Raw genomic sequence first — 20,032 nt, forward strand, 5'->3', positions numbered from 1 at the left:
TCCCTCAGCTCTCCTCCAGGCGCGGGAAGAGGACCGCGCCCTTGGTGACCGTCGCGCCCGCGGGCAGGCGGCCCCAGTCGGCGACGGTGTCGATCCGCTGCTCCGCGAGGGGGCCGAGCGCCGGCTCGGCTCCGAGCGAGGACCAGAGCTTCTCGCTCGTCTCCGGCATCACCGGGTTGAGGAGGACGGCGACGGCGCGCAGCGACTCGGCGGCCGTGTGGAGGATCGTCGCCAGGCGGGCCCGCGCCTCCTCGCCCTCCTCCTTGGCGACCTTCCAGGGCTGCTGCTCGGTGAGATAGCCGTTGACCTGCTTGATGAACTCGAAGACGGCGCCGATGCCGCCCGCGAAGTCGAGCTCCTCGCCGATCCGGCGGTCCGCCTCCGAAGCGGCCTTCGTCAGGCCCGACTTGATCGCCTCCTCGGCCTCGCCCTCGGCGGTCGACTCCGGCAGCACCCCGCCGAAGTACTTGCCCACCATGGCGGCGACGCGGGAGGCGAGGTTGCCGTAGTCGTTGGCGAGCTCGCTGGTGTACCGCGCTGCGAAGTCCTCCCAGGAGAAGGAGCCGTCCTGGCCGTAGGCGATGGCGCGGAGGAAGTACCAGCGGTAGGCGTCGATGCCGAAGTGGTCGGTGAGCTGCTGCGGGGAGATGCCGGTGAGGTTGGACTTGGACATCTTCTCGCCGCCGACCATGAGCCAGCCGTTGGCGACCACGCGCTCCGGCAGCGGGAGCCCGTTGGCCATGAGCATCGCCGGCCAGATCACCGCGTGGAAGCGGAGGATGTCCTTGCCGACGAGGTGGACCTGAGCGGGGAAGGTCTCGTCGAACTTCCGCTGGTCGGCGCCGTATCCGACGGCGGTGGCGTAGTTGAGGAGGGCGTCGATCCAGACGTAGATGACGTGCTTGTCGTCCCACGGGACCTTGACGCCCCAGTCGAAGGTGGAGCGGGAGATGGAGAGGTCCTCCAGGCCCTGGCGGACGAACTGCACGACCTCGTTGCGCGCCGACTCGGGCTGGATGAACTCGGGGTGCGCCTCGTAGTGCGCGAGGAGCTTCGGGCCGTACTCGGAGAGCTTGAAGAAGTAGTTCTCCTCGGAGAGCATCTCCACCGGCCTGCGGTGGATGGGGCACAGCTTCTGCCCCTCGAACTCGCCCTCGCCTTCGAGGAGTTCGCCGTAGGTCTTGTACTCCTCGCAGGGCACGCAGTACGGGCCCTCGTAGCCGCCCTGGTAGATCTCGCCGCGGTCGTAGAGGTCCTGCACGAACTCGCGGACGCGGTCGGTGTGGCGCTTCTCCGTGGTGCGGATGAAGTCGTCGTTGGCGATGCCGAGATGCTCCCAGAGCGGCTTCCAGGACTCCTCGACGAGCCGGTCGCACCACGCCTGCGGGGAGACGTCGTTGGCCTCGGCGGTGCGCATGATCTTCTGACCGTGCTCGTCGGTGCCGGTGAGGTACCACACCTTCTCGCCGCGCTGCCGGTGCCAGCGCGAGAGGACGTCGCCCGCGACGGTCGTGTAGGCGTGGCCGAGATGCGGGGCGTCGTTGACGTAATAGATCGGCGTGGTGACGTAGTACGCCTTCGTGCCGTCCTGGTACGCGCCCTGCGCGGTGCTCTTCTCTGCTCCTGTGGCCGCCATGTGCGAAATCCTATCGGCCTCGCGCCACCGGTTTTCTCCCCGTGACGCAGCGTGAGCGCTCCCTGTGGACGTGAGCGGTTCACCCCCGGTTCACGCTGCGGTCGCCGGGGTGCGGCGGCGTCTGCCTAGCGTCGCGGCCGTATCCGACGACATCCGACGACGAACGACGCTCCGCACGCGGAGCACGGAGGGCAACGATGCGCAGAGAGCTGCCGATCCTGGGCTCGCACGGCGGAAGGTCGGCGATGACCTGCCGCTACCGGTGCGGGGACGCCTGCTTCCACGAGACGCCGAACGAGACGGACAACGGCTACCTCGGAGAGTTCGTCGCCCGCGCCGTCTCCCGCCGCTCCGTGCTGCGCACCGGTGCCGTCGCCGGTGCCGTCGCGGTCGTGGGCGGTACGGGCACCGGGGCGGCACCGGCCGAGGCGGCGGGGCACGGCGCGGGTCCGCGCGGGAAGCCGGCGAAGGGGCTGCGGTTCGCGCCCGTCGCACCGAACACGGCGGACGCCGTGACGGTGCCGGACGGGTACGCGCAGGCCGTCGTCGTCCGGTGGGGGGACCCGATCCTGCGCGGGGCGCCGGAGTTCGACCCGGAGCGGCAGTCGGCGCGGGCGCAGGAGGGGCAGTTCGGTTACAACAACGACTTCGCCGAGCTGCTCCCCTTCGACGAGCCCGGGCGGCAGCTCCTCGTCGCCAACCACGAGTACACCAACGAGGAGTTGATGTTCGCCGGGTACGACCCGGAGAAGCCGTCGCGCGAGCAGGCCGAGATCGCGTGGGCCGCGCACGGGCTCTCCGTCGTGGTCGTCGAGGAGGAGCGGCGCGGCGGCGGGCTGCGTCCGGTGCGCAGGCACCGGGTGAACCGGCGGATCACGGCGCGGACGCCGTTCACCGTCACGGGGCCCGCGGCCGGCGGCGAGCTGCTGCGCACCTCGGCCGACCCGGAGGGCCGCACCGTCCTCGGCACCCTGAACAACTGCTCGGGCGGCACCACTCCGTGGGGCACGGTGCTCTCCGGCGAGGAGAACGTCGATCAGTACTTCGCGCACGGCGAGCGCGTCGCGGACGAGCGGACCCGCGCCCGACTCAAGCGGTACGGGATGGCCGGCGGGGAGACGCAGCGCAAGTGGGAGCGGTTCGACAGCCGCTTCGACCTCACGCGGGAGCCGAACGAGGCCAACCGGTTCGGCTGGGTCGTCGAACTCGACCCGTACGACCCGGAGTCGGCGCCGCGGAAGCGCACGGCGCTCGGCCGCTTCAAGCACGAGGCGGCGCAGCCCCGCCTCACCGAGGACGGCCGGCCCGTCGTCTACCTCGGCGACGACCAGAAGTTCGACTACTTCTACAAGTTCGTCTCGTCCCGCCGGATGCACCGCGGCCGCAGCGCCGCGGCCCACGAGCACAACATGACGCTCCTCGACGAGGGCACGCTCTACGTCGCGCGCCTGGAAGGCAACAGCCCGCCGGAGGAGATCGACGGCACCGGAACCCTCCCCGAGGACGGCGAGTTCGACGGCACGGGACGCTGGATACCCCTAGCCACGGGAGACACCTCGCACGTTGCGGGGATGACGGCCGAGGAGGTCTACGTCTTCACGCGCCTCGCGGCCGACAGGGTCGGCGCGACGAAGATGGACCGCCCCGAGGACGTCGAGGCGAGCCCGCGGACCGGCCGCGTCTACGTCGCGCTCACCAACAACAGCTCGCGCGGAGCGCCCGACGGGCACCCGGCCGACGAGGCGAACCCGCGCAGCGGCAACAAGCACGGCCAGATCCTGGAGTTCGCCGAGGCCCGCGGCGACGCCGCGGCCCGCCGCTTCTCGTGGCGGCTCTTCCTCGTCTGCGGCGACCCGGAGGACCCGTCGACGTACTTCGCCGGCTTCCCGAAGGAGCAGGTGAGCCCGATCTCCTGCCCCGACAACGTCGCCTTCGACCCCTACGGCAACCTGTGGATCTCCACCGACGGCAACGCGCTCGGCTCGCACGACGGCCTCTTCGGCGTCGCGGTGGAGGGCGCGCGCCGCGGCGAGGTGCGCCAGTTCCTCACGGTGCCGGCGGGCGCGGAGACCTGCGGCCCCATCGTGCAGGAGCGACGGGTGCTCGTCTGCGTGCAGCATCCGGGAGAGTCCGACGGGGCGAGCGTGGAGGAGCCGGCGTCGAGCTGGCCCGACGGGCCCGGCGCCCTCGTGCGTCCCGCGGTCGTCGCGGTGTGGCCGGAGGGCGGCGGGCGCATCGGGGTCTGACGCGGCGGCGCGTCAGGCGACGGTCGTGCCGGCCAACTCGCCGATGAGGTACGTGACCGCGGAGGCGGCGGTCACGATGAGCAGTTGCCGCACGGCCGTCCACACCGCCCGCCCCGCCTGCCAGCCCAGCACCCCGCCGACGCCGAGCGACGCGAGCCCCGTCAGCACCATCGAGCCCGTGAGCGCAGCGCCGCCCGAGGTGAGGAACCACGGCAGCAGCGGGACGAAAGCGCCGACGACGAAGAGGAGCAGCGAGTAGACGGCGGCGACGAGGGGCGAGCCGACGTCCCCGGGCGTGACGCCGTAGAGGACCCAGACCTGCGAGTTGCGCGTGCGCATCCCGGCGGCGAGGAGGCTGCGGCTGGCGCGCTGCGCCGTGGGGCGGTCGAGCCCGCCGCCCTGCATCCGCGCCGAGAGCCTGCCGAGGACCGTCGGGGGAGAGAGCAGCCAGGCGCGATGGAGCGCCCGCTCCATCGACTCGGCGACCTCCACCTGGCTGCGCACCGACACCCACTCCCCCGCCGCCATGGAGAGCGCCCCGGCGAGGAGGCTGGCGAGCCCGGCGAGGCGCACGGTCGCGGAGTCGGCGGAGGCGCCCGCGATGCCGAGGATCAGGCAGAGGTTGGTGACGAGGCCGTCGTTGACGCCGAGCACCGCCGCCCTGATACCGCCGTGCGAGACGCGCTGTGCGGTGCGGTTCGCCTCGTCGAGGGTGGCGGCGGCGTGCGCGTCGGCGTCCGCGGTGCGGGTCGCCGGGTCCCAGTCGGGGGCGAGGTGGTGCCAGCCGTGGGCGCCCGGGCCGGGTTCGGGGGAGGGCCTGGGCTCGTCGGAGTCTTCGGGGTCCTGCGGGAGGCCGTGGGTCACCGCACCTCCGGGGGACGCCGTTGGGTCGGGTGGGTTCCGGGCGAAGTTCCCTTTTCGGGACGTAAGCCTAGGGTAGGGACATGGCTGCGGTGCGTACGGCGGGAGCGCAAGTCTGATGCGCGAGCGTCTGCCGGTACGGCGGCTCCGACGCGGGGCCCGCGACGAGGCAGGGGAAGCGGCTGCCCGTGCGCAGGCGAACGAGGCAGCAGAGCAGGGGAGTTCGGAGCGGGGGACGCGGCGGCTGCGGCGCCTGCTGACGAGGCGGCGCGCGGAACCCGCCGCCACCGTGCGCCGGGCGCTCGGTGCCGCCTCGCCCGCCGGGCACATGCCGTCCCTCCGCCTCTGGCGCCGGCGCGGGCGCACGATCACCGTCCCGGCGGCGTCCGAGGACGACCAGCGGGAGTGGGCGAGGGAGCTCGCCGGGCTGCTCTGCGAGGTGGGCGTGGAGATGCTGCGCGCCGGCATCAGGACGGAGCAGGCCGAGGCGGGGCTCCGCGACGTCGCGGCACGGTACGGCGTGCCCGCGCGCTGCTTCATCGTGCCGACGGGACTCTTCGTCCGGGTCGGCGGAGGGCGCAGGGGAAGCGAGGGCGAGCTCGACTTCGCACCCGTGGACGACGGCGACCTGCGGCTCGACCAGATCGAGGCGCTGGAGGCGCTGCTCGCCCGGATGCGGGCGCAGGCCGTCCCGTTCGACGAGGTGCGGGCCGAGCTGACGGCGATGCGCGCGATGCCGCAGCGGTACAGCCCGGCCACGACGGTCGGCGGCCACATGCTGCTCACCGTCGGCCTCGGCGCCGTACAGCACGCCTCGCCGCCCGCGCTCCTCGGCTACCTCGTCCTCGGTGCCTTCGTAGGGGTGCTGCGCCTCGCCGGCCTGCGGTTCGCGTTGCTGCGCCCGGCGCTCCCGGTGCTCGCGGCGGCGCTCGTCACGGGCGTTTCGCTGCGGTGGGCGGGGCCGCTGCTCCACGAGCAGCCCGCGCGGCTCTTCGTGCCGCCGCTCATCGCCTTCCTCCCGGGCACGGCCCTGACGATGGGGGCACTGGAGGTCGCGTGGGGCGCGGTGCTCTCCGGGATCGGCCGGCTCGCGGGGGCGTTCAACCAACTGCTGCTCCTCGCCTTCGGGATCTTCGTGGGGACGGACCTGGTGGCGCAGCGCGGCCCCGACGGCCCTGCGCCCGGGACGCTCGGCGCGTGGGCCGGATGGTGCGGGGTGCTGCTCCTCGGCGTCGGGTTCGTGCTCTACCAGTCGGCGCACGCAGGGGCGTTGGGATGGCTGCTCGGTGCGCTGCTCGCCGAGCGCGGCGTACAGGTGCTCGGGTCGCTGGCGGTGAGCAGCGTCCTCGGCGCCTTCGCCGCGGGCGCCGCGCTGCCGCTGCTCGCCTCCTGGGTGGGGCGCCGGTCGCGCGTGCCGGACCAGGTCGTCTTCCTGCCGTGCTTCTGGCTCCTCGTGCCGGGCTCCACGGGGCTGCGCGGCGTCTCCGACCTGCTCGTCGAGCACCGGCCGGGGAGCCTCGCGATCCTGACGGGCACGGTCGTGACGGTGGTGGCGGTCGCGCTCGGCGTCCTCGTCGGGGCGGGCGCGCTGCGGCACACGAGGCTGGAGTTGGGGCCGCCGGACGGTCCTGCGCGGTCGCGTCCGAACGGCGCCGACGTGTCGGAAGGGGAGCAGGAGACGGCGGCGGACGGAGTGCATAACGCCGGGGCTGCGGGAAAGGCGGGACGCGAGGCTCCGCGTGCCGGTTGACCGGTGGCAGCCGGTCGGCAGGCGTGCGAGCCTTTTCAGGGCAAACGGAAGATCTGACCGGTAACCCCCGAGTTCACCGTTGCGGGTGCAGCCATGGAACGTACGAAGATTCTTGTCGTCGGAGGCGGCTTCGCCGGTGTGGAGTGCGCGCGCGCTCTGGAGCGCCGGCTCGCGCCGTACGAAGCCGAGATCTCCCTGGCCACGCCGACCAACTACCAGCTCTACCTGCCGCTGCTACCGCAGTTGGCGAGCGGAGTGCTCACCCCCCAGTCGCTCGCGCCGCCCCTGCGGCGCGTCCTGCGGCGGACCCAGCTCGTGCCCGGGTTCGCCGTCGGTGTGGACACGGAGGCCAAGGTCTGCGTCACGCGGATGATCACAGGCGAGCTCGTCAACCTCGACTACGACCACATCGTGCTCACGCCCGGCAGCGTCACCCGGCGGTTCGACATCCCGGGGCTCGACGAGCACGCGCGCGGCATGAAGACCCTCGCCGAGGCCGCGTACGTCCGCGACCACGTGATCGCCCAACTCGACCTGGCCAACTGCAGCAACGACCCCGAGGAGCGGGCCTCGCGGCTCCAGTTCGTCGTGGTCGGCGGCGGGTACGCGGGGACGGAGACCGTCGCGGGGCTCCAGCGGCTCACCAACAACGCGGCCAAGCGCTACCAGAACATCGACCCCAGCCAGATCCGCTGGCACCTGCTCGACGTCGCACCGAAGCTGATGCCCGAGCTCGGCGAGGAGCTCGGCAACCACGCCCTGCGCATCCTGCGGATGCGGGGTACGCAGGTGTCGCTCGGCGTCTCGGTCGCCTCGGTCGACGACAAGTCGGTGACGCTCACCGACAACCGCGTGCTGCCGAGCCGGACGCTCATCTGGACGGCCGGGGTCGTCGCGAGTCCGCTGATGGAGACGCTGGAGGCGGAGACCTCGCGCGGGCGGCTCGTCGTCAACTCGGACCTCACCGTGCCCGGACGCGAGGGCGTGATGGCGGTCGGCGACGCGGCGGCCGTCCCCGACCTGGAGCAGGACGAGGAGGGCGCCGTCTGCCCGCCGACCGCGCAGCACGCGAGCCGGCAGGGCAAGCACGCGGCGCAGAACCTCGTCGCCCAGCTCCACGGCGAGCCGACGACCCCGTACCGGCACAGGGACCTCGGCCTCGTGGTCGACCTCGCCGGGCGCGACGCGGTCGCCAACCCGATGGGCTTCGAACTGTCGGGCATGACCGCGCAGTTGGTGACGCGCTCGTACCACCTCCTGTCGCTCCGCACCGGCACGGCACGGCTGCGCACGGCCGCCAACTGGGCGCTCAACGCGACGACGGGCGACGACTTCGTCCGCATCGGCTTCCTCAACCACCGCCCCGTCACGCTCGGCGACTTCGAGCGCACCGGCGACTACCTGAAGCCCGACGAGCTGCGGGCCCGTACCCGCCCCGAGCAGCCGGCGGCGGCCTGAGGCCGGTCCCGGCCCTGCTCGGCGCGTGCGGCCGTCCCCCGAACAGGCCCCCGCGGCGGCGGAGTTCGGCCGCCTCCCGCGGTGGCGGCGACCCGGCGGGGCTGCCGCAGGTGCGGGCCGTCCGCGTACCGCGAGGGGGCGGCCGCCGCGTCAGTCCTCCGGCTCCTCCGCGCCCGGGCGCACCACGGCGACGGGGCAGTCGGCATGGTGGAGCATCGCCTGGCTCACCGAGCCGAGGAGGAGCCCGGCGAAGCCGCCGCGTCCCCGGGCGCCGATGACGAGCAGCCCCGCTCGCCGGCTCGCCTCGATCAGGGCGGGACGGATCTGCAACCGGTCGAGCTGCGCGTCGACGTGGACGTCCGGGTACCTCTCGCGGGGCCCGGCGAGCGCCTCGGTGAGCAGCCGGTGCGCCTCGGCCTCCAGCGAGTCGTGGACCTCCTGATCGAAGGCGACCGGCATCATCGTGCCCGGTGCGAGCGCCGTCGGGTAGTAGTAGTCGTTCCAGGAGTGCAGGGCCTGGAGGGGGAGGCCGCGGCGCTGCGCCTCGGCGAACCCGAACTCCAGCGCGGCGGCGCCGTCCGGTGCGCCGTCGACGGCGAGCAGCACGGGGCCCTGCGCCTCCTCCCTGCCGCGCACGACGAGCACGGGGCACTCGCCGTGCGCCGCGAGGTGCACGGCGACGGAGCCGACGAGCAGCCCCGTGAAGCCGCCGAGGCCGCGGCTGCCGACGACGACGAGGTCGGCCGTGCGCGACTCGGCGGCGAGCACGGCGAGCGGCTCACCCGTCACCAGGTCGCCGTCGACGTCGAGTTGGGGCTCGGCGGCGCGGGCGCGTGCGAGCGCCTCCGCGACGTTCGCCTCCGCCTCGTTGCGGAGGCCGCCGTCGGGCGGCCCGAGGGGGGAGGCGCCGAGCGGTACGCGCGTCATCGGCCAGGTGAACGCGTGGACCACCCGCAGCGCGCGGCCGCGGAGACGTGCCTCGTGTGCGGCGAGCTCGACGGCCCGGAGGCTGGACTCGGACCCGTCCGTACCGGCGACGACGGGCGCGTTCACGGCTTGCCTCCCCACGTCGTGCGTGCGCCGGCGGCGCCATGCTCCTGCTGCCGCGCCGGCGCGCGACGCTCCTCCTGCCACGTCGCCGAGCGGCGTCGTGTACACACCGCCGCCCCCGGCCCACCGGGCCTCGCGTTCTCGACCATCGGTACCTCCTCGCTCTCGCGGGCTGCTCGGGCCCGCTTCGTGGCGCACTCCCCAGGGTGCCTCGCCGCCCGTGCCGCACGTTGGGCCGGTTGGGCCGCCGAAGGGCCCGGGACGGGCTGCCACCAGTAGGGCACAGGGGGCGCGCGAGGCGCCGGTGCGCCGGGTGCGTGTCGGAGGCGCCGGCGGCGCGAGGGGCGCGTGCTCCAGCCCAACGCCGCGTACGGGCGCGGGGGTTGGACGCCATGGCGCTCACTCCAGCCCGCGTGCCGCGCGGAAGCGCCCCTGCGCCTCGCCGAGGTCGACGATCCGCTCGGGGTACTCCTGCGCGCCCAGCTCCTCGCGCTCCGCCGCGGAGAGCTCCCAGGGCCGGTGCGCCGCGCGGCCCTCCACCCGGGACAGCTCCGGTACCCACCGCCGTACGTAGGTGCCGTCGGGGTCGAGCCTGCCGGCCTGGGTGAGCGGGTTGAGGACGCGGTTGGGCCGGGTGTCGGTGCCGGTGCCGGCCGCCCACTGCCAGTTGAGCTGGTTGTTGGCGACGTCGCCGTCGACGAGGTGGGCGAGGAAGTGGGCGGCGCCCGAACGCCAGTCGTGGTACAGGGACTTGGTGAGGAAGCTCGCCGTCAGCAGGCGGGCGCGGTTGTGCATCCAGCCCTCCTGCGTGAGCTGCCGCATCGCCGCGTCGATCACGGGGTAGCCCGTGCGTCCGGCGCGCCACGCCGCGGCCTCCTTCTCCGTGGCCTTGCCGCGGCGCCAACGGTCGTCCTTCTCACGGTAGTTGTGCCGGGAGGCGGCGGGGCGCGCGGCGAGGACCTGGTGGTGGAAGTCCCGCCAGGCGAGCTGCCTGAGGAACGCCTCCGCGCCCTCCTGGGGGAGCCGGCGCTCGACCTTGTGCGCGAGTTCGACGGCGGAGACGGTGCCGAAGTGCAGGTGCGGCGAGAGCCGCGAGGTGGCGTCCGCGGCGAGCGAGTCGCCGAGCTCCGCGTACCGCTCGACGGGGCCGCGCAGCCAGGCGGTGACGCGCGAGCGGGCCGCCTCCTCGCCACCGTCCGGGAGTTGGGGCGCGCACCCTTCGGGGTGCCGGGGCAGCGGGTCGCTGCGGATGCCGGGGGTACGGAGGGAGCGCGGCGGAGGCAGCGGTGTGCGCCGGTGCGCGGAGCGCCAGCGTCTGAAGTAGGGCGTGAAGACGGCGTAGTGGTCACCGCCCTTCGGGACGACCTCGCCCGCGGGCACGGCCGTCACCACTGCGTCGTGGACGTGGAGCGCGGCCTTCCCGTGGAGCGCGGAGGCGAGCCCGCGCTCCCTCGCCTGCGCGTACCCGCTGACGCCCGCGGCGAGGTGGACCTCGGCGGCGCCGGTCTCGTCGACCGCGCGGCACACCTCGTCGACGACGGGCCCGCTGCGGACCACCAGCCGCCCCCCGCGGGCCCGGAGCACCGCATCGAGGTCGCGGAGCGAGTCGGCGAGGAAGGCGAGGCGGTTGGGTACGGCGAACCCGGCCGCCGAGACGCCGTCGTCGCGGACGAAGAGCGGGACCACGGCGTCGGCGCCGCGGGACGCGGCGTGGAGCGCCGGGTTGTCGTGGACCCTCAGGTCGGAGGTGAAGAGGACGAGCGTGGTGCGCAACAGGAGGCTCCAGACGCTGAGTCGGTGGCCGGCTGCGCGCCATCGTGCCTTCGCGCGGTGCATGAGCCGGCTGGACACGCAGGCCGTCAGCTCGCTTCTCGTCCCCACACCTCGGGCCCGCCGCCCTGCCAGTCGATGAGGGATTCGTCGTAGAGGTCGACGGTGGCGATGTCGAGTCCGGCACGGCGGAGGAACTCGATCACGTCGACCATCCCCCAGGCGGTGCCCAGGGGCTCACCGCGGGCGAGGACGTGGCGTCCGCCCGTGGCGTCCGGAGGCCGGACGACGATCGGTGCTGCCATGTCTCCACGGTGCGCCCGGCGGCGCCTCCGCGCACCTCGGGAGGCGCCGCCGCCGGCTCAGAGCTTCTCGCCGAGGAAGGCGAGGGTGCGCTCCCACGCCGTGCGGGCCAACTCCGGGTCGTAGGTGCCCAGGTGGTCCTCGTCGTTGGCGAAGGCGTGGCCCGCGTCGTAGTGGTGGATCTCGACGGGGACGCCCGCTGCCGTGCGGATCTCCTCCGCCACCTGGTCCGGCAGCTCGCGCGGGATGGTCTCGTCGCGGTCCCCGTAGTGGCCGAGGACGGCGGCGCGGACGGTCCCGAAGTCGACGTCCTCGCCCGTGACGATCCCGTAGTACGGCACGGCGGCGGCGATCCGGTCTCCCGCCGCCGCGGCGAGGGAGAGGACGAAGCCGCCGCCCATGCAGAACCCGACGGCGCCGAGCGCGTCGCCGCGGACGGCCTCGTGGCCGAGCAGGTGGTCGACGGCGCCGAGGAGCTTGCGCACACCCTCCTCGCGGGGGAGCTCCTGGAGCATCCGGAACGCGTCGGCGCTGTCGTGGGTGGTGCGGCCGCCGTAGAGGTCGGGCGCGAGCGCCACGTAGCCGGAGGCGGCGAGGCGGTCGGCGACGGCGGCGATCTGGTCGGTGAGCCCCCACCACTCCTGGATCACGATCACGCCGGGACCCGAGCCGGAGGGCGGCAGCGCGAGGTAGCCGTAGATCTCGTTCTCGCCTGCGGTGAAGCGGAGGTTCTGGCGCAGCGGCGGTTCGGACGTGGACGACATGGGCCGGCCTCTCGGTGCGTTGCGGTCTCTGGCTGCCCTCGCCGCGCTCAGGACCGTGCGCGTCCGCTTCGTCCGTCGGGAGTACGGGGACGGCGCACGGCACCGGGCGAGCGCGGCCGGGAACCCGCATCGTACGGGCGGTGCGCCGGCGCCGGTACGCGCGGGCGTTCACCCGTTCGGCCCGGGCGGCAGCGCGCGCTCCGTGCGGGTGTGGCCCCATGGCAGACGCAAGCGGGAGGGGGCGAACACCCGGCGGACGGACCGCGCTTGCCCGTCCGCCGACCACCGAGGGCGAGAGGGAGACGACGATGACCCCACCCGGCATCACCCCGTCCGAGGAGAAGCCGACGACCTCGGGGTGGCTCGCCTTCGGGGGACTGCTCGTCCTCGTGGCGGGGCTCTCCGACATCTTCGTGGCGTGCGCCGCACTGTGGAAGAGCAACTACTTCATCGGTACCTCGCACGACCTCCTGATCTTCGACTTCACGGCGTGGGGCTGGATCTGGATGATCGTCGGCATCGTGCTCGTGGTGACCGGGCTCGGCGTGCTGTGGGGCGCGTGGTGGGCGAGGATCACCGGCGTCTTCTTCGCGCTGCTCTCCCTCCTCGGCCACCTGCTCTACCTCTCGGCGCACCCCCTCTGGTCGCTGATCAGCGTCGGCCTCAGCCTGCTCGTCGTCTACGCGCTGACCGTGCCGGACCGCCGGGCCACCGGGGTGTGAGGCGGTTCATGCGCCGGTGAGGAGCTCCATGGAGTGGCCCGAGGGGTCGAGGAAGTAGACGCCGCGTCGGCCTCCGCCCTGGTTGATCTCGCCCGGACGGCGCCGGAACGGGTCCGCGTAGTACGTCACGCCGTGCTCCTTCAGCCGTGCGAAGGAGACGTCGAACTGCTCCTCGCTGACGAGGAACGCGTAGTGCTGCTCCTTGATCTCCTCCGCGGGAGCGTCGGCGAAGTCGAGCGTGACCCCGTTCGCGGTGGCGACGGGGAGGAACGGGCCGCTCTGCGGGCCGACTTCGAGGCCGAGGATGTCGGCGAGGAAGTGCGCGGACTCGCTGCGGTCCCTGGAGTGGACGATGGTGTGGTTGAGCTCGACGGAGGAGTGCACGGTCATGGGCGTCCTTCCACGGGTGCGGTCGTCTGGCACGACGATAGGCGCCCGGCGCCGTCCGGGGGCGTGCGAACGCGAGGAAGGGGACTGTCGGAGGAGGCCCGTGCGACCGGCGACGTAGGGCGTGCGGCGGGCCCCAACGCAGCTCGCTCCCCTAGGGTTTGACTCCGTGCTGCCGAAGCCACGGGAGCGGGTCGATCGCCGAGCCCATCGACTCCGTGAGGCGCACCTCGAAGTGGAGATGCGGGCCCTGCGCGTTGCCGGTCTCGCCCGAGAGGCCGAGTTCCTCGCCCGCCGCGACCCGTTGGCCCTCCCTTACGCGGGTCTCGGAGAGGTGCGCGTACTGCGTGTAGTAGCCGTTGGGATGGCCGACGACGATCTGGTTGCCGAACCCGTCGTCGCAGGCGACCCGGACAACCGTGCCGGCGCCGACAGCCCGCACGGGCGTCCCCAGCGAGACGGCGAAGTCCTGCCCCGTGTGCCGGTTCGCCCAGTGCGCCCCCTGGCCGCCGAAGCCGGCCGAGAGCCAGTAGTGCGAGGTGGGCAGCGTCCACGCGGTGTTGGCGCGGTGCGCGCGACCGCCGCCGCCGTACGCGCACTTGCCGGGCGCAGCACCGCCCGCCGGGCGGTGCCCGCCGTTCTTCGCGTCGCCGCGCTTCGCCTGCGCGGCACGTACTTCCTCCTCGACCCGGTGCAGCTTCCGCTCGATGCCCTCGCGGAGCGCGGCGCGACGCGACTGGGTGCGCTTCAGCGACTTCAACGCGCGCTCCTCCGCGACGCGTTCGCGCTCGTAGTGCGCCCCCGCTTCGCGGGCGGCCGTGAAAAGGTGCCCGAGCGCGTGGTCGCCCTGGCGCTTGACGCTGAGGCGGTACATGAGCGCGTCCGGTCTCTCGGAGCTGAGGAGGGTGGCGCCCGCGGTGAGGGGGCCGCTGCGGTACTGGGCGCGTGCCGCCGCGCCCACGAGGTCGTTGAGGCGGAGGCGGTGCGCGCGGTTGCGCCGCTCGGCCGCGCGCAGCTTCCGCAGCTCCGCGCGCTGCCGCGCCGCCTTGCGCTTCGCCTTCTCGTGGGCCTGCGCCGCCTCGGAAGCGCGCGCGTAGAGCGCCTCCACGCGGGCGGGCAGACCCCGTCCGCTCCCGTGTCCCGGGTCCGCGTGCGCGGGCGAAGGTACGGCGAGCACGGCAACGGAGGCCAGCAGAGAGGCCGTTGCCGCCTTGGCCGCGGAATTCTTCTGCACGATGCGTCGTCTCACGCGTCCGATCCTGGGAGCGGCGCAGCCCGGCCGCAGCGCGCCCTTGCGCCGGTCGGCCGAGGCGTGCGGGGCTGCCCGTGCACGCGGGGTACGAGGCGTCGCGACTGGTCAGCGGAGTGTGAGGGGACTGTACGGGGGAGCCGGCGCAGGGGGCGTGCGGGTTGGCACGTTCGAGCGCCGCCGATCAGGGAGCACCCGGTTGTCAACCTGGGGTGCCGGGCCGTGCGTTGGGCGCCCTCAGCCCTCCGGGTGCAGCAGGACGAACTCGGCGTCCCACGGGTCGCGGCAGACGGCGAGGCGCCCGACGCCGGGCGCGTCGAGCGGCCCCATCGAGACCTGCCCGCCGCTCGCGCCGACGGCCTCGCCCGCGGCGTCGGCGTCGGAGACGGCGAACACCGGGTGCCAGTACGGGGTGCCGCCCATCGCGGCGAGCTGCTCTCCGCTGAGTTCGACGATGCCGCCGTGCATCCGCTCCGCACCGCCGGTGCCGATGAGCGTGTACCTGCCGTTCTCGTCCCCCGACATGGGGGTGCGCTGGACGTCCCACTCGAAGAGGGTGCGGTAGAACTCGACGGAGTCGCGCGCCGACGAGGTGCACAGCTCCAGCCAGCAGAGCGTTCCCGGCAGGTCGACCGCTTCGAGTCCCGCCCTCGCGCCCGGCTGCCAGGCGGCGAACTCGGCGCCGAGCGGGTCGGTGAGGTGGACGAGCCTGCCCTGCGCACCGACGTCCATCGGGCCGCCCCGCACCGTGCCGCCGGCGAGTTGGACGGACCGGGCCGTGGAGTCGGCGTCGGGCGTCTCGAAGTACACCGTCCACCGCGGCGGCGTGCCGGGGGACTCGGGGCCGACGGCGGCGACGATGCGGCCTTCGAGCGTGCAGAACGTGTACCCGCCGCTGTCGGGACCTGCGGAGCGCTGTTCCCAGCCGAGGACGGCGGCGTAGAAGCCGATCGTTGCGGCCGGGTCCGCGGCGCCGAGGTCGAGCCAGCACGGCGAGCCGTCGTGGAAGTCTGTGGTGATCACTGAGCCCTCCGGAAGCTGTCGGACGCCGGAGCGGTGGCCCCCGCCCCGCAAGGCGGTGGACCCCACGCCTTCAAGGGTGCCGCGCCCGGGCGCGGGGCGCGCGGTGGCGGGACGGTGGGTGGGCGGTCGTCGGCGCGGGTCGGGGCGTCAACCGGCGGCCGGGGGCGGCTGGTTGGGCGGGATGCGCTCCGTGCCGGGACGTGGACGGTCGGTCAGTGGAGGGCGCGGGCGCGGGACGCCTCGATCTCGTGGAGCGCCTCCGCCCTGCCCACCCAGTGCGAGCCCTCGACCGACTTGCCCGGCTCCAGGTCCTTGTAGACCTGGAAGAAGTGGGTGATCTCCAGCTTGTCGAACTCCGAGACGTCGCCGATGTCCTGGCGGTGCGCATGGCGCGGGTCGCCCGCCGGTACGCAGAGGACCTTCTCGTCCGGCCCGTGCTCGTCCCGCATGAGGTACATGCCGATCGCGCGGGCCCTGATGACGCAGCCGGGGAAGGTCGGGTCGCAGAGGACGAGCGCGTCGAGCGGGTCGCCGTCGCGGCCGAGGGTGCCCTCGATGAACCCGTAGTCGGCCGGATAGCGGGTGGAGGTGAAGAGCATCCGGTCGAGCCTGATCCGGCCGCTGCTGTGGTCCATCTCGTACTTGTTCCGGGACCCCTGCGGGATCTCCACCACGACGTCGAACTCCATGCCGTGCTCCTTGCCTGCCGCTCCGCGCACGGACGGGCGTGCGTCGGGCATGCGATGCGCCGGCGGTCAGGCCGCCAGCGCGGTCGTCCTCCGCCTCCGGTGGGGCGCGGGGTGGCGGGCGGGCGCCGGGAGTTCGCGCGGTGCGGCCTCGCCGCGTACCCGGAGCGCTGCCTCTCTGAGCGCGTCCTCGATGCGGCGGGTGCCGGTGAGGACGCACAGGGTGTAGGCGGTGTCCTCCAGGCGTCGGGCGAGCCGGTGCGGGGCGTGCGCCTCGCGCGAAAGGATCTCCATCGCGAGGTACCTGCCCACGAGTTCGCGCAGAACCGCAGGGTGCGCCTTCAGCATCGTCCACCACCGTCTTCTGGGCGCCGGGGCGGGCCCGGCGTACGCGGCGGCGTCGTCCTCGACCCGCCGTGGTCGGGTGCGCGTGCCGAGCCCCGCCGCTCCGCCGCGGCCGGCTCCCGCGGGGCGGGTATGGCACATGCCATGCCAGTGTGCATCAAATCGGGCAAAGACGCCTTTTCGGAAGGGGCTTTCCGTGGGGTGCCGCCAACCGCCTTTTCGTGGACGTGCGTTGCTCCCGAGCGGCCTTCGCCGTACGGCGCCCCGGCGTCCGCGCGTAGGTGTGCCTCGTGTCACCGGCGGAGCCGATGTCCATCGGATGCCGTAACCCTCCCACTCTGCGATGGTGGGCTGTGGACGACGTACGGACACGACCAGCCCAGTCGGCCCCGAGCCGATCCGGGGGTGAGCGTGGAATGGAAACCGATCCGACCAGCAGTGCGGCACCCGCACGGGAGCCGCGCGCAGCGACTCGCAGGCGGCGAGACGTGCCGGACACCGCCGAGGCTTTCCGGCGCATCGCGGCGCTCCCCGAGGGAGCCGACCGCGAGCGCATCCGGCAGGAGGTCGCGGCCGCCTGGCTGCCCATGGCGCACCGGCTCGCACGCCGCTACCGGGACCGCGGCGAGAACCTGGAGGACCTCGAACAGGTCGCGGCGCTCGGCCTGGTGAAGGCCGTCGAGCGGTACGACCCGGCGCGGGGGCACGCCTTCGAGTCGTACGCGATCCCCACGATCGTCGGCGAGGTGAAGCGGCACTTCCGCGACAACGGATGGGATCTGCACGTACCCCGGAGGGTGCAGACGCTCCGCAACCGCGTGCGCACCGCCCTCCAGGAGTTCGCGAGCCGCCCGGGGCACGGCTCGCCCACCGTCGCCGAACTCGCCGCCGAGACCGGTCTCGGCGAGGAGGACGTACAGCTCGGCCTGGAGGCGATGCGCAGCTACAGCTCGCTCTCGCTGGAGGCCGAACTCTCCACGGGCAACGCGGAGGACGAGGGCTGCACCCTGCTGGAGACGCTCGGCACCGAGGAGCACGGTTTCGACCGCGTCGTCGACCGCGAAGCGGTGCGGCCCTGCCTGTGCCACCTGCCCGAACGCGAGCAGCACATCCTCTACCTGCGATTCTTCTGCGACATGACGCAGTCGCGGATAGCGGACCTGCTCGGCATTTCGCAGATGCACGTCTCGCGGCTGCTCAGCCACGCGTGCAGACAGGTGCGTGAGGAGATCGAGTCGGACGCGCGTCCGCAGCCGGCGGACGCGGAGGAGGGCGCCGGCCGCCACGGGCCGGCAGCGGCAGCCGCCTGAGCGGCGGTTGCCGGGAAGGGACGGATGAGCGAGCCCAAGCAATACAAGAACGGCCAGGGGGGACCTGTGCGTTACGTACGGGAGCGTGCGGCCCGCCTCGTCGACAGGGTGCAGCGGGTGCGGAACAGGGCGGGACCCGAACGCGAGACGCTGCTGCTCCTCGTCAAAAGCGCGCTCGCAGGGATCGTCGCGTGGGCGCTGGCGCAGTACGTGGTGGGTTCGTCGCAGCCGACGTACGCGCCGTTCACCGCGTTGCTCCTGGTGCAGTCCTCGGCGTACCGGACGATCTGGCAGTCGGTGCAGTACGTCGGCGCCCTGCTGCTCGGCGTCTTCGCGGCGGGGGCCGCGCAGCCGCTCCTCGGCCCCAACCTCCTGACGTTCTCGCTGATGCTCCTCGTCGCGCTGGTGATCGGCCGGTGGCGGCGGCTGGGGACGCAGGGCGTCCAGGTCTCCGTCGCCGCCGTCTTCGCGTACAACGCGCTGCTCCAGAGCGGTTCGGCGTCGGTCTGGCAGATCGCGGGGACGACGCTGCTCGGCGCCGGCGTGGGTCTCCTCGTCTCGCTGCTCATCCTGCCGCCGCTGCGGTACAACACGGCGGCCGCGGGCGTCCGGCAGCTCTCCACCGCCTTCGACAGCCTGCTGAGCGACGTTGCGGGCGGGCTGCGGGACGGCGTGCCCGAGCGCAGGCGCGTCGGCGACTGGCTCGACCGCGCACGGGAGTTGGACCGCACCGTCGCGGGGGCGCGCAGCGCCGTGGAGAGCGGGGCGGAGAGCGTGCTCTACAACCCGCGGCGGTTCCTCAAGCGCTCGGTGCCGAAGCGGTTCAGCGGGTACCGCTCGCTCGTCGAGGCGCTGGCGCGCGGCGGCGAGCACCTGCGCAGCATCAGCTACGCGCTCCTGCGGATCATGGACGACGACGAAGCGCGACTGCCGAGCGGGGGGTTCCTCTCCCGGTACGCCGACTTCCTCGACGCGCTGGCAGGCGCACCCCAGGCGCTCTGCGAACAGCAGCAGAGCCGGGAGGGCGGCGGCTCGTCGCACGACGGCGAGCAGGACGAGCGGGCCGAGGACACCTACGAGGACGCGCTCACGCGCGCCCGCGAACTCCTCGACGAACTCCACCGCTCGACACCCGACAGCTCCGAGGACCCCTCCGCCTGGCCGACGTACGGCGTGCTCCTCACCGACGCCGACCGGCTCGTCGACGAGTTCGCCCACGCGCGGCAGGAGGGCGCCGTGCACCCGTCGGGCGGCTAGCTGCCGCCGGTCCGCCGCACCGGACCCGCGTGCGGCGCGGCGGAGCCTCCGCCGGTCACGCGCACCGGCGGACTCAGCGTCCGGTGGACGAGGAAGTCGGTGAGCCGCCTGTGACCCTGCACCGGGTCGACGGTGCCCCCGCCGCCGGCCGCGGCGCGCTGGCGCTCCGCGCCCGTCCCCTCGGAGACGACCGCGCCGAGCATCCGCTGGACGGCCGCGAGGTCCCCCGCGTCCTCCAGCGCGTCGGAAGTGTGGCGGACGAGGGCGTCGAGGAGGCGCCTCGCCGGGATCTGGCGCTGCGCGTAGACGTCGACGGCCCAGCCGCGCACGCCGTGCCGGGCCGCCGACCACACCGCCGTGTTGCCGACCTGCGGGTCGAACGGCACGGCCTCGCGGCCCCGTTCGAGGTCGCGGAGGGCCGTGACGACGAGGCCGCGCGCCAACGCCGCCTGGAGCACCGCGTCCTCGACGGTGAGCGCGCTGTCGGAGGCGCGCAGCTCCACCGTCGGGAAGCGGTTGGAGACGCGCGCGAGCCACATGCTGTGCCGCTCGTCGATACGCGCACCGCACGCGACGAGGCGGTCGATCCAGGCGTCGTACGCCTCGGCCGAGGCCGCGTACGGCGGCATCCCCGCAGCGGGGAACCGCGTCTGCTCGATCGCCCGCCAGCTTCCGTACCCGGTGTCGGTGCCGCAGCGGAAGGGGGAGTTGGAGGAGAGGGCGAGGAGCGTCGGGAGCCAGGGGCGGAGGTGGTTGAGGACGGCGACGGCGCGTTCGCGCTCCCCGACGGCGACGTGGACGTGGCAGCCGTTGCACTCGTAGTCGCCCGCCGTCCTCGCGTACGTCTCCGCGATGCGGCGGTAGCGGTCGCCGGGCGCGAGCGGGGAGGGGCGGGAGCGGAGCCACGGCGTCGCGGTGGCGACGAGGCGGGAGCCCTCTTCGGCCGCCGCGTCGGCGAGCATCCGACGGGCGAGGAGGAGGTCCTCCGCGACCTCGGCGAGGCTGCCGCAGATCGAGGAGGCCGTCTCCAACTGCGTGGTGAGCAGCTCGAACTTGAACTCGGGGAGCGGCCGGCCCGATCGGCGCGCGAACTCCGGGCCGTCGGGGACGCGGGCCAGCACCCGGTCGGCGCACGGCGCAAGGCGCCCGGTCGCCGCGTCGACGAGGAAGAACTCCTCCTCGACGCCGACCGTCGGTGCAGCCGCGTTCGCCATC

Annotated in this window: 18 protein-coding genes; 6 read left to right on the plus strand and 12 right to left on the minus strand. The window is 73.7% G+C overall.

Annotated elements, in window-relative coordinates:
- Window positions 1–4 precede the first annotated feature (4 nt).
- Complete coding sequence (gene metG / locus F603_RS0119905; RefSeq protein ID WP_019547736.1) at window positions 5–1,636, minus strand: methionine--tRNA ligase; 1,632 nt, start codon at window positions 1,634–1,636, stop codon at window positions 5–7.
- Between the two features lie 197 nt (window positions 1,637–1,833).
- On the opposite strand from metG, the gene F603_RS0119910 reads away from it, so the two are divergent.
- Window positions 1,834–3,882, plus strand: a complete 2,049-nt coding sequence (locus F603_RS0119910; RefSeq protein ID WP_019547737.1) for a PhoX family protein — start codon at window positions 1,834–1,836, stop codon at window positions 3,880–3,882.
- A gap of 12 nt (window positions 3,883–3,894) precedes the next feature.
- Here the strand turns inward: F603_RS0119910 and F603_RS0119915 are convergent, their stop codons facing one another.
- Complete coding sequence (locus F603_RS0119915) at window positions 3,895–4,746, minus strand: VIT1/CCC1 transporter family protein (RefSeq protein WP_019547738.1); 852 nt, start codon at window positions 4,744–4,746, stop codon at window positions 3,895–3,897.
- Between the two features lie 115 nt (window positions 4,747–4,861).
- Here F603_RS0119915 and F603_RS0119920 point away from each other — a divergent pair, with 115 nt between their 5' ends.
- Complete coding sequence (locus F603_RS0119920) at window positions 4,862–6,493, plus strand: threonine/serine exporter family protein (protein ID WP_019547739.1); 1,632 nt, start codon at window positions 4,862–4,864, stop codon at window positions 6,491–6,493.
- Between the two features lie 93 nt (window positions 6,494–6,586).
- A complete protein-coding gene (locus F603_RS0119925; RefSeq protein ID WP_019547740.1) occupies window positions 6,587–7,951 on the plus strand; it encodes an NAD(P)/FAD-dependent oxidoreductase in 1,365 nt (454 codons plus the stop codon).
- Window positions 7,952–8,101: 150 nt separating this feature from the next.
- Here F603_RS0119925 and F603_RS0119930 read toward each other — a convergent pair whose 3' ends face one another.
- The 4 genes from F603_RS0119930 to F603_RS0119945 all read right to left on the minus strand — a co-directional run bounded on the left by F603_RS0119930 (window position 8,102) and on the right by F603_RS0119945 (window position 11,838).
- Window positions 8,102–9,004, minus strand: a complete 903-nt coding sequence (locus tag F603_RS0119930) for a universal stress protein (protein ID WP_019547741.1) — start codon at window positions 9,002–9,004, stop codon at window positions 8,102–8,104.
- 396 nt (window positions 9,005–9,400) lie between these two features.
- Entirely contained in the window at window positions 9,401–10,774 is a 1,374-nt protein-coding gene (locus tag F603_RS0119935) for a cryptochrome/photolyase family protein (RefSeq protein ID WP_026328572.1), read from the minus strand.
- 86 nt (window positions 10,775–10,860) lie between these two features.
- Window positions 10,861–11,076 carry a hypothetical protein gene (locus F603_RS0119940; RefSeq protein WP_016906281.1) on the minus strand — a complete coding sequence of 72 codons (216 nt, stop codon included), beginning with the start codon at window positions 11,074–11,076 and terminating at the stop codon, window positions 10,861–10,863.
- Between the two features lie 57 nt (window positions 11,077–11,133).
- Window positions 11,134–11,838, minus strand: coding sequence for a dienelactone hydrolase family protein (locus F603_RS0119945; RefSeq protein ID WP_019547743.1), 705 nt, complete (start codon window positions 11,836–11,838; stop codon window positions 11,134–11,136).
- Window positions 11,839–12,146: 308 nt separating this feature from the next.
- Between F603_RS0119945 and F603_RS0119950 the strand changes: the two genes are divergently transcribed.
- A complete protein-coding gene (locus tag F603_RS0119950) occupies window positions 12,147–12,560 on the plus strand; it encodes a DUF7144 family membrane protein (RefSeq protein ID WP_019547744.1) in 414 nt (137 codons plus the stop codon).
- 6 nt (window positions 12,561–12,566) lie between these two features.
- On the opposite strand, the gene F603_RS0119955 is transcribed toward F603_RS0119950, so the two are convergent.
- The 5 genes from F603_RS0119955 to F603_RS0119975 all read right to left on the minus strand — a co-directional run bounded on the left by F603_RS0119955 (window position 12,567) and on the right by F603_RS0119975 (window position 16,391).
- Window positions 12,567–12,950 (minus strand): VOC family protein, encoded by a 384-nt coding sequence (locus F603_RS0119955; RefSeq protein WP_019547745.1) that lies wholly within the window; start codon window positions 12,948–12,950, stop codon window positions 12,567–12,569.
- Between the two features lie 151 nt (window positions 12,951–13,101).
- A complete protein-coding gene (locus F603_RS0119960) occupies window positions 13,102–14,196 on the minus strand; it encodes a M23 family metallopeptidase (protein ID WP_019547746.1) in 1,095 nt (364 codons plus the stop codon).
- 237 nt (window positions 14,197–14,433) lie between these two features.
- Window positions 14,434–15,219, minus strand: coding sequence for a VOC family protein (locus F603_RS0119965; RefSeq protein ID WP_019547747.1), 786 nt, complete (start codon window positions 15,217–15,219; stop codon window positions 14,434–14,436).
- Window positions 15,220–15,431: 212 nt separating this feature from the next.
- Window positions 15,432–15,908 (minus strand): inorganic diphosphatase, encoded by a 477-nt coding sequence (locus F603_RS0119970; protein ID WP_019547748.1) that lies wholly within the window; start codon window positions 15,906–15,908, stop codon window positions 15,432–15,434.
- A 66-nt stretch (window positions 15,909–15,974) separates the two neighbouring features.
- The gene (locus F603_RS0119975) at window positions 15,975–16,391 is read right to left on the minus strand and encodes a DUF5133 domain-containing protein (RefSeq protein ID WP_245600832.1); all 417 of its coding nucleotides are present in this window, start codon (window positions 16,389–16,391) and stop codon (window positions 15,975–15,977) included.
- A gap of 275 nt (window positions 16,392–16,666) precedes the next feature.
- Between F603_RS0119975 and F603_RS0119980 the strand changes: the two genes are divergently transcribed.
- Together F603_RS0119980 and F603_RS0119985 are read left to right on the plus strand one after the other, a co-directional pair.
- Entirely contained in the window at window positions 16,667–17,560 is an 894-nt protein-coding gene (locus tag F603_RS0119980) for a SigB/SigF/SigG family RNA polymerase sigma factor (RefSeq protein WP_026328573.1), read from the plus strand.
- A 24-nt stretch (window positions 17,561–17,584) separates the two neighbouring features.
- Complete coding sequence (locus tag F603_RS0119985; protein WP_019547751.1) at window positions 17,585–18,817, plus strand: FUSC family protein; 1,233 nt, start codon at window positions 17,585–17,587, stop codon at window positions 18,815–18,817.
- Here the strand turns inward: F603_RS0119985 and F603_RS0119990 are convergent.
- Window positions 18,814–20,031: a carboxylate-amine ligase gene (locus F603_RS0119990; RefSeq protein WP_019547752.1), complete on the minus strand. Its 1,218-nt coding sequence runs from the start codon at window positions 20,029–20,031 to the stop codon at window positions 18,814–18,816. The two genes, F603_RS0119985 and F603_RS0119990, sit on opposite strands and share 4 nt — an antisense overlap.
- Window position 20,032: the final 1 nt, after the last annotated feature.

The organism is Streptomyces sulphureus DSM 40104, assembly GCF_000381025.1.
GTDB lineage: Bacteria > Actinomycetota > Actinomycetes > Streptomycetales > Streptomycetaceae > Streptomyces > Streptomyces sulphureus.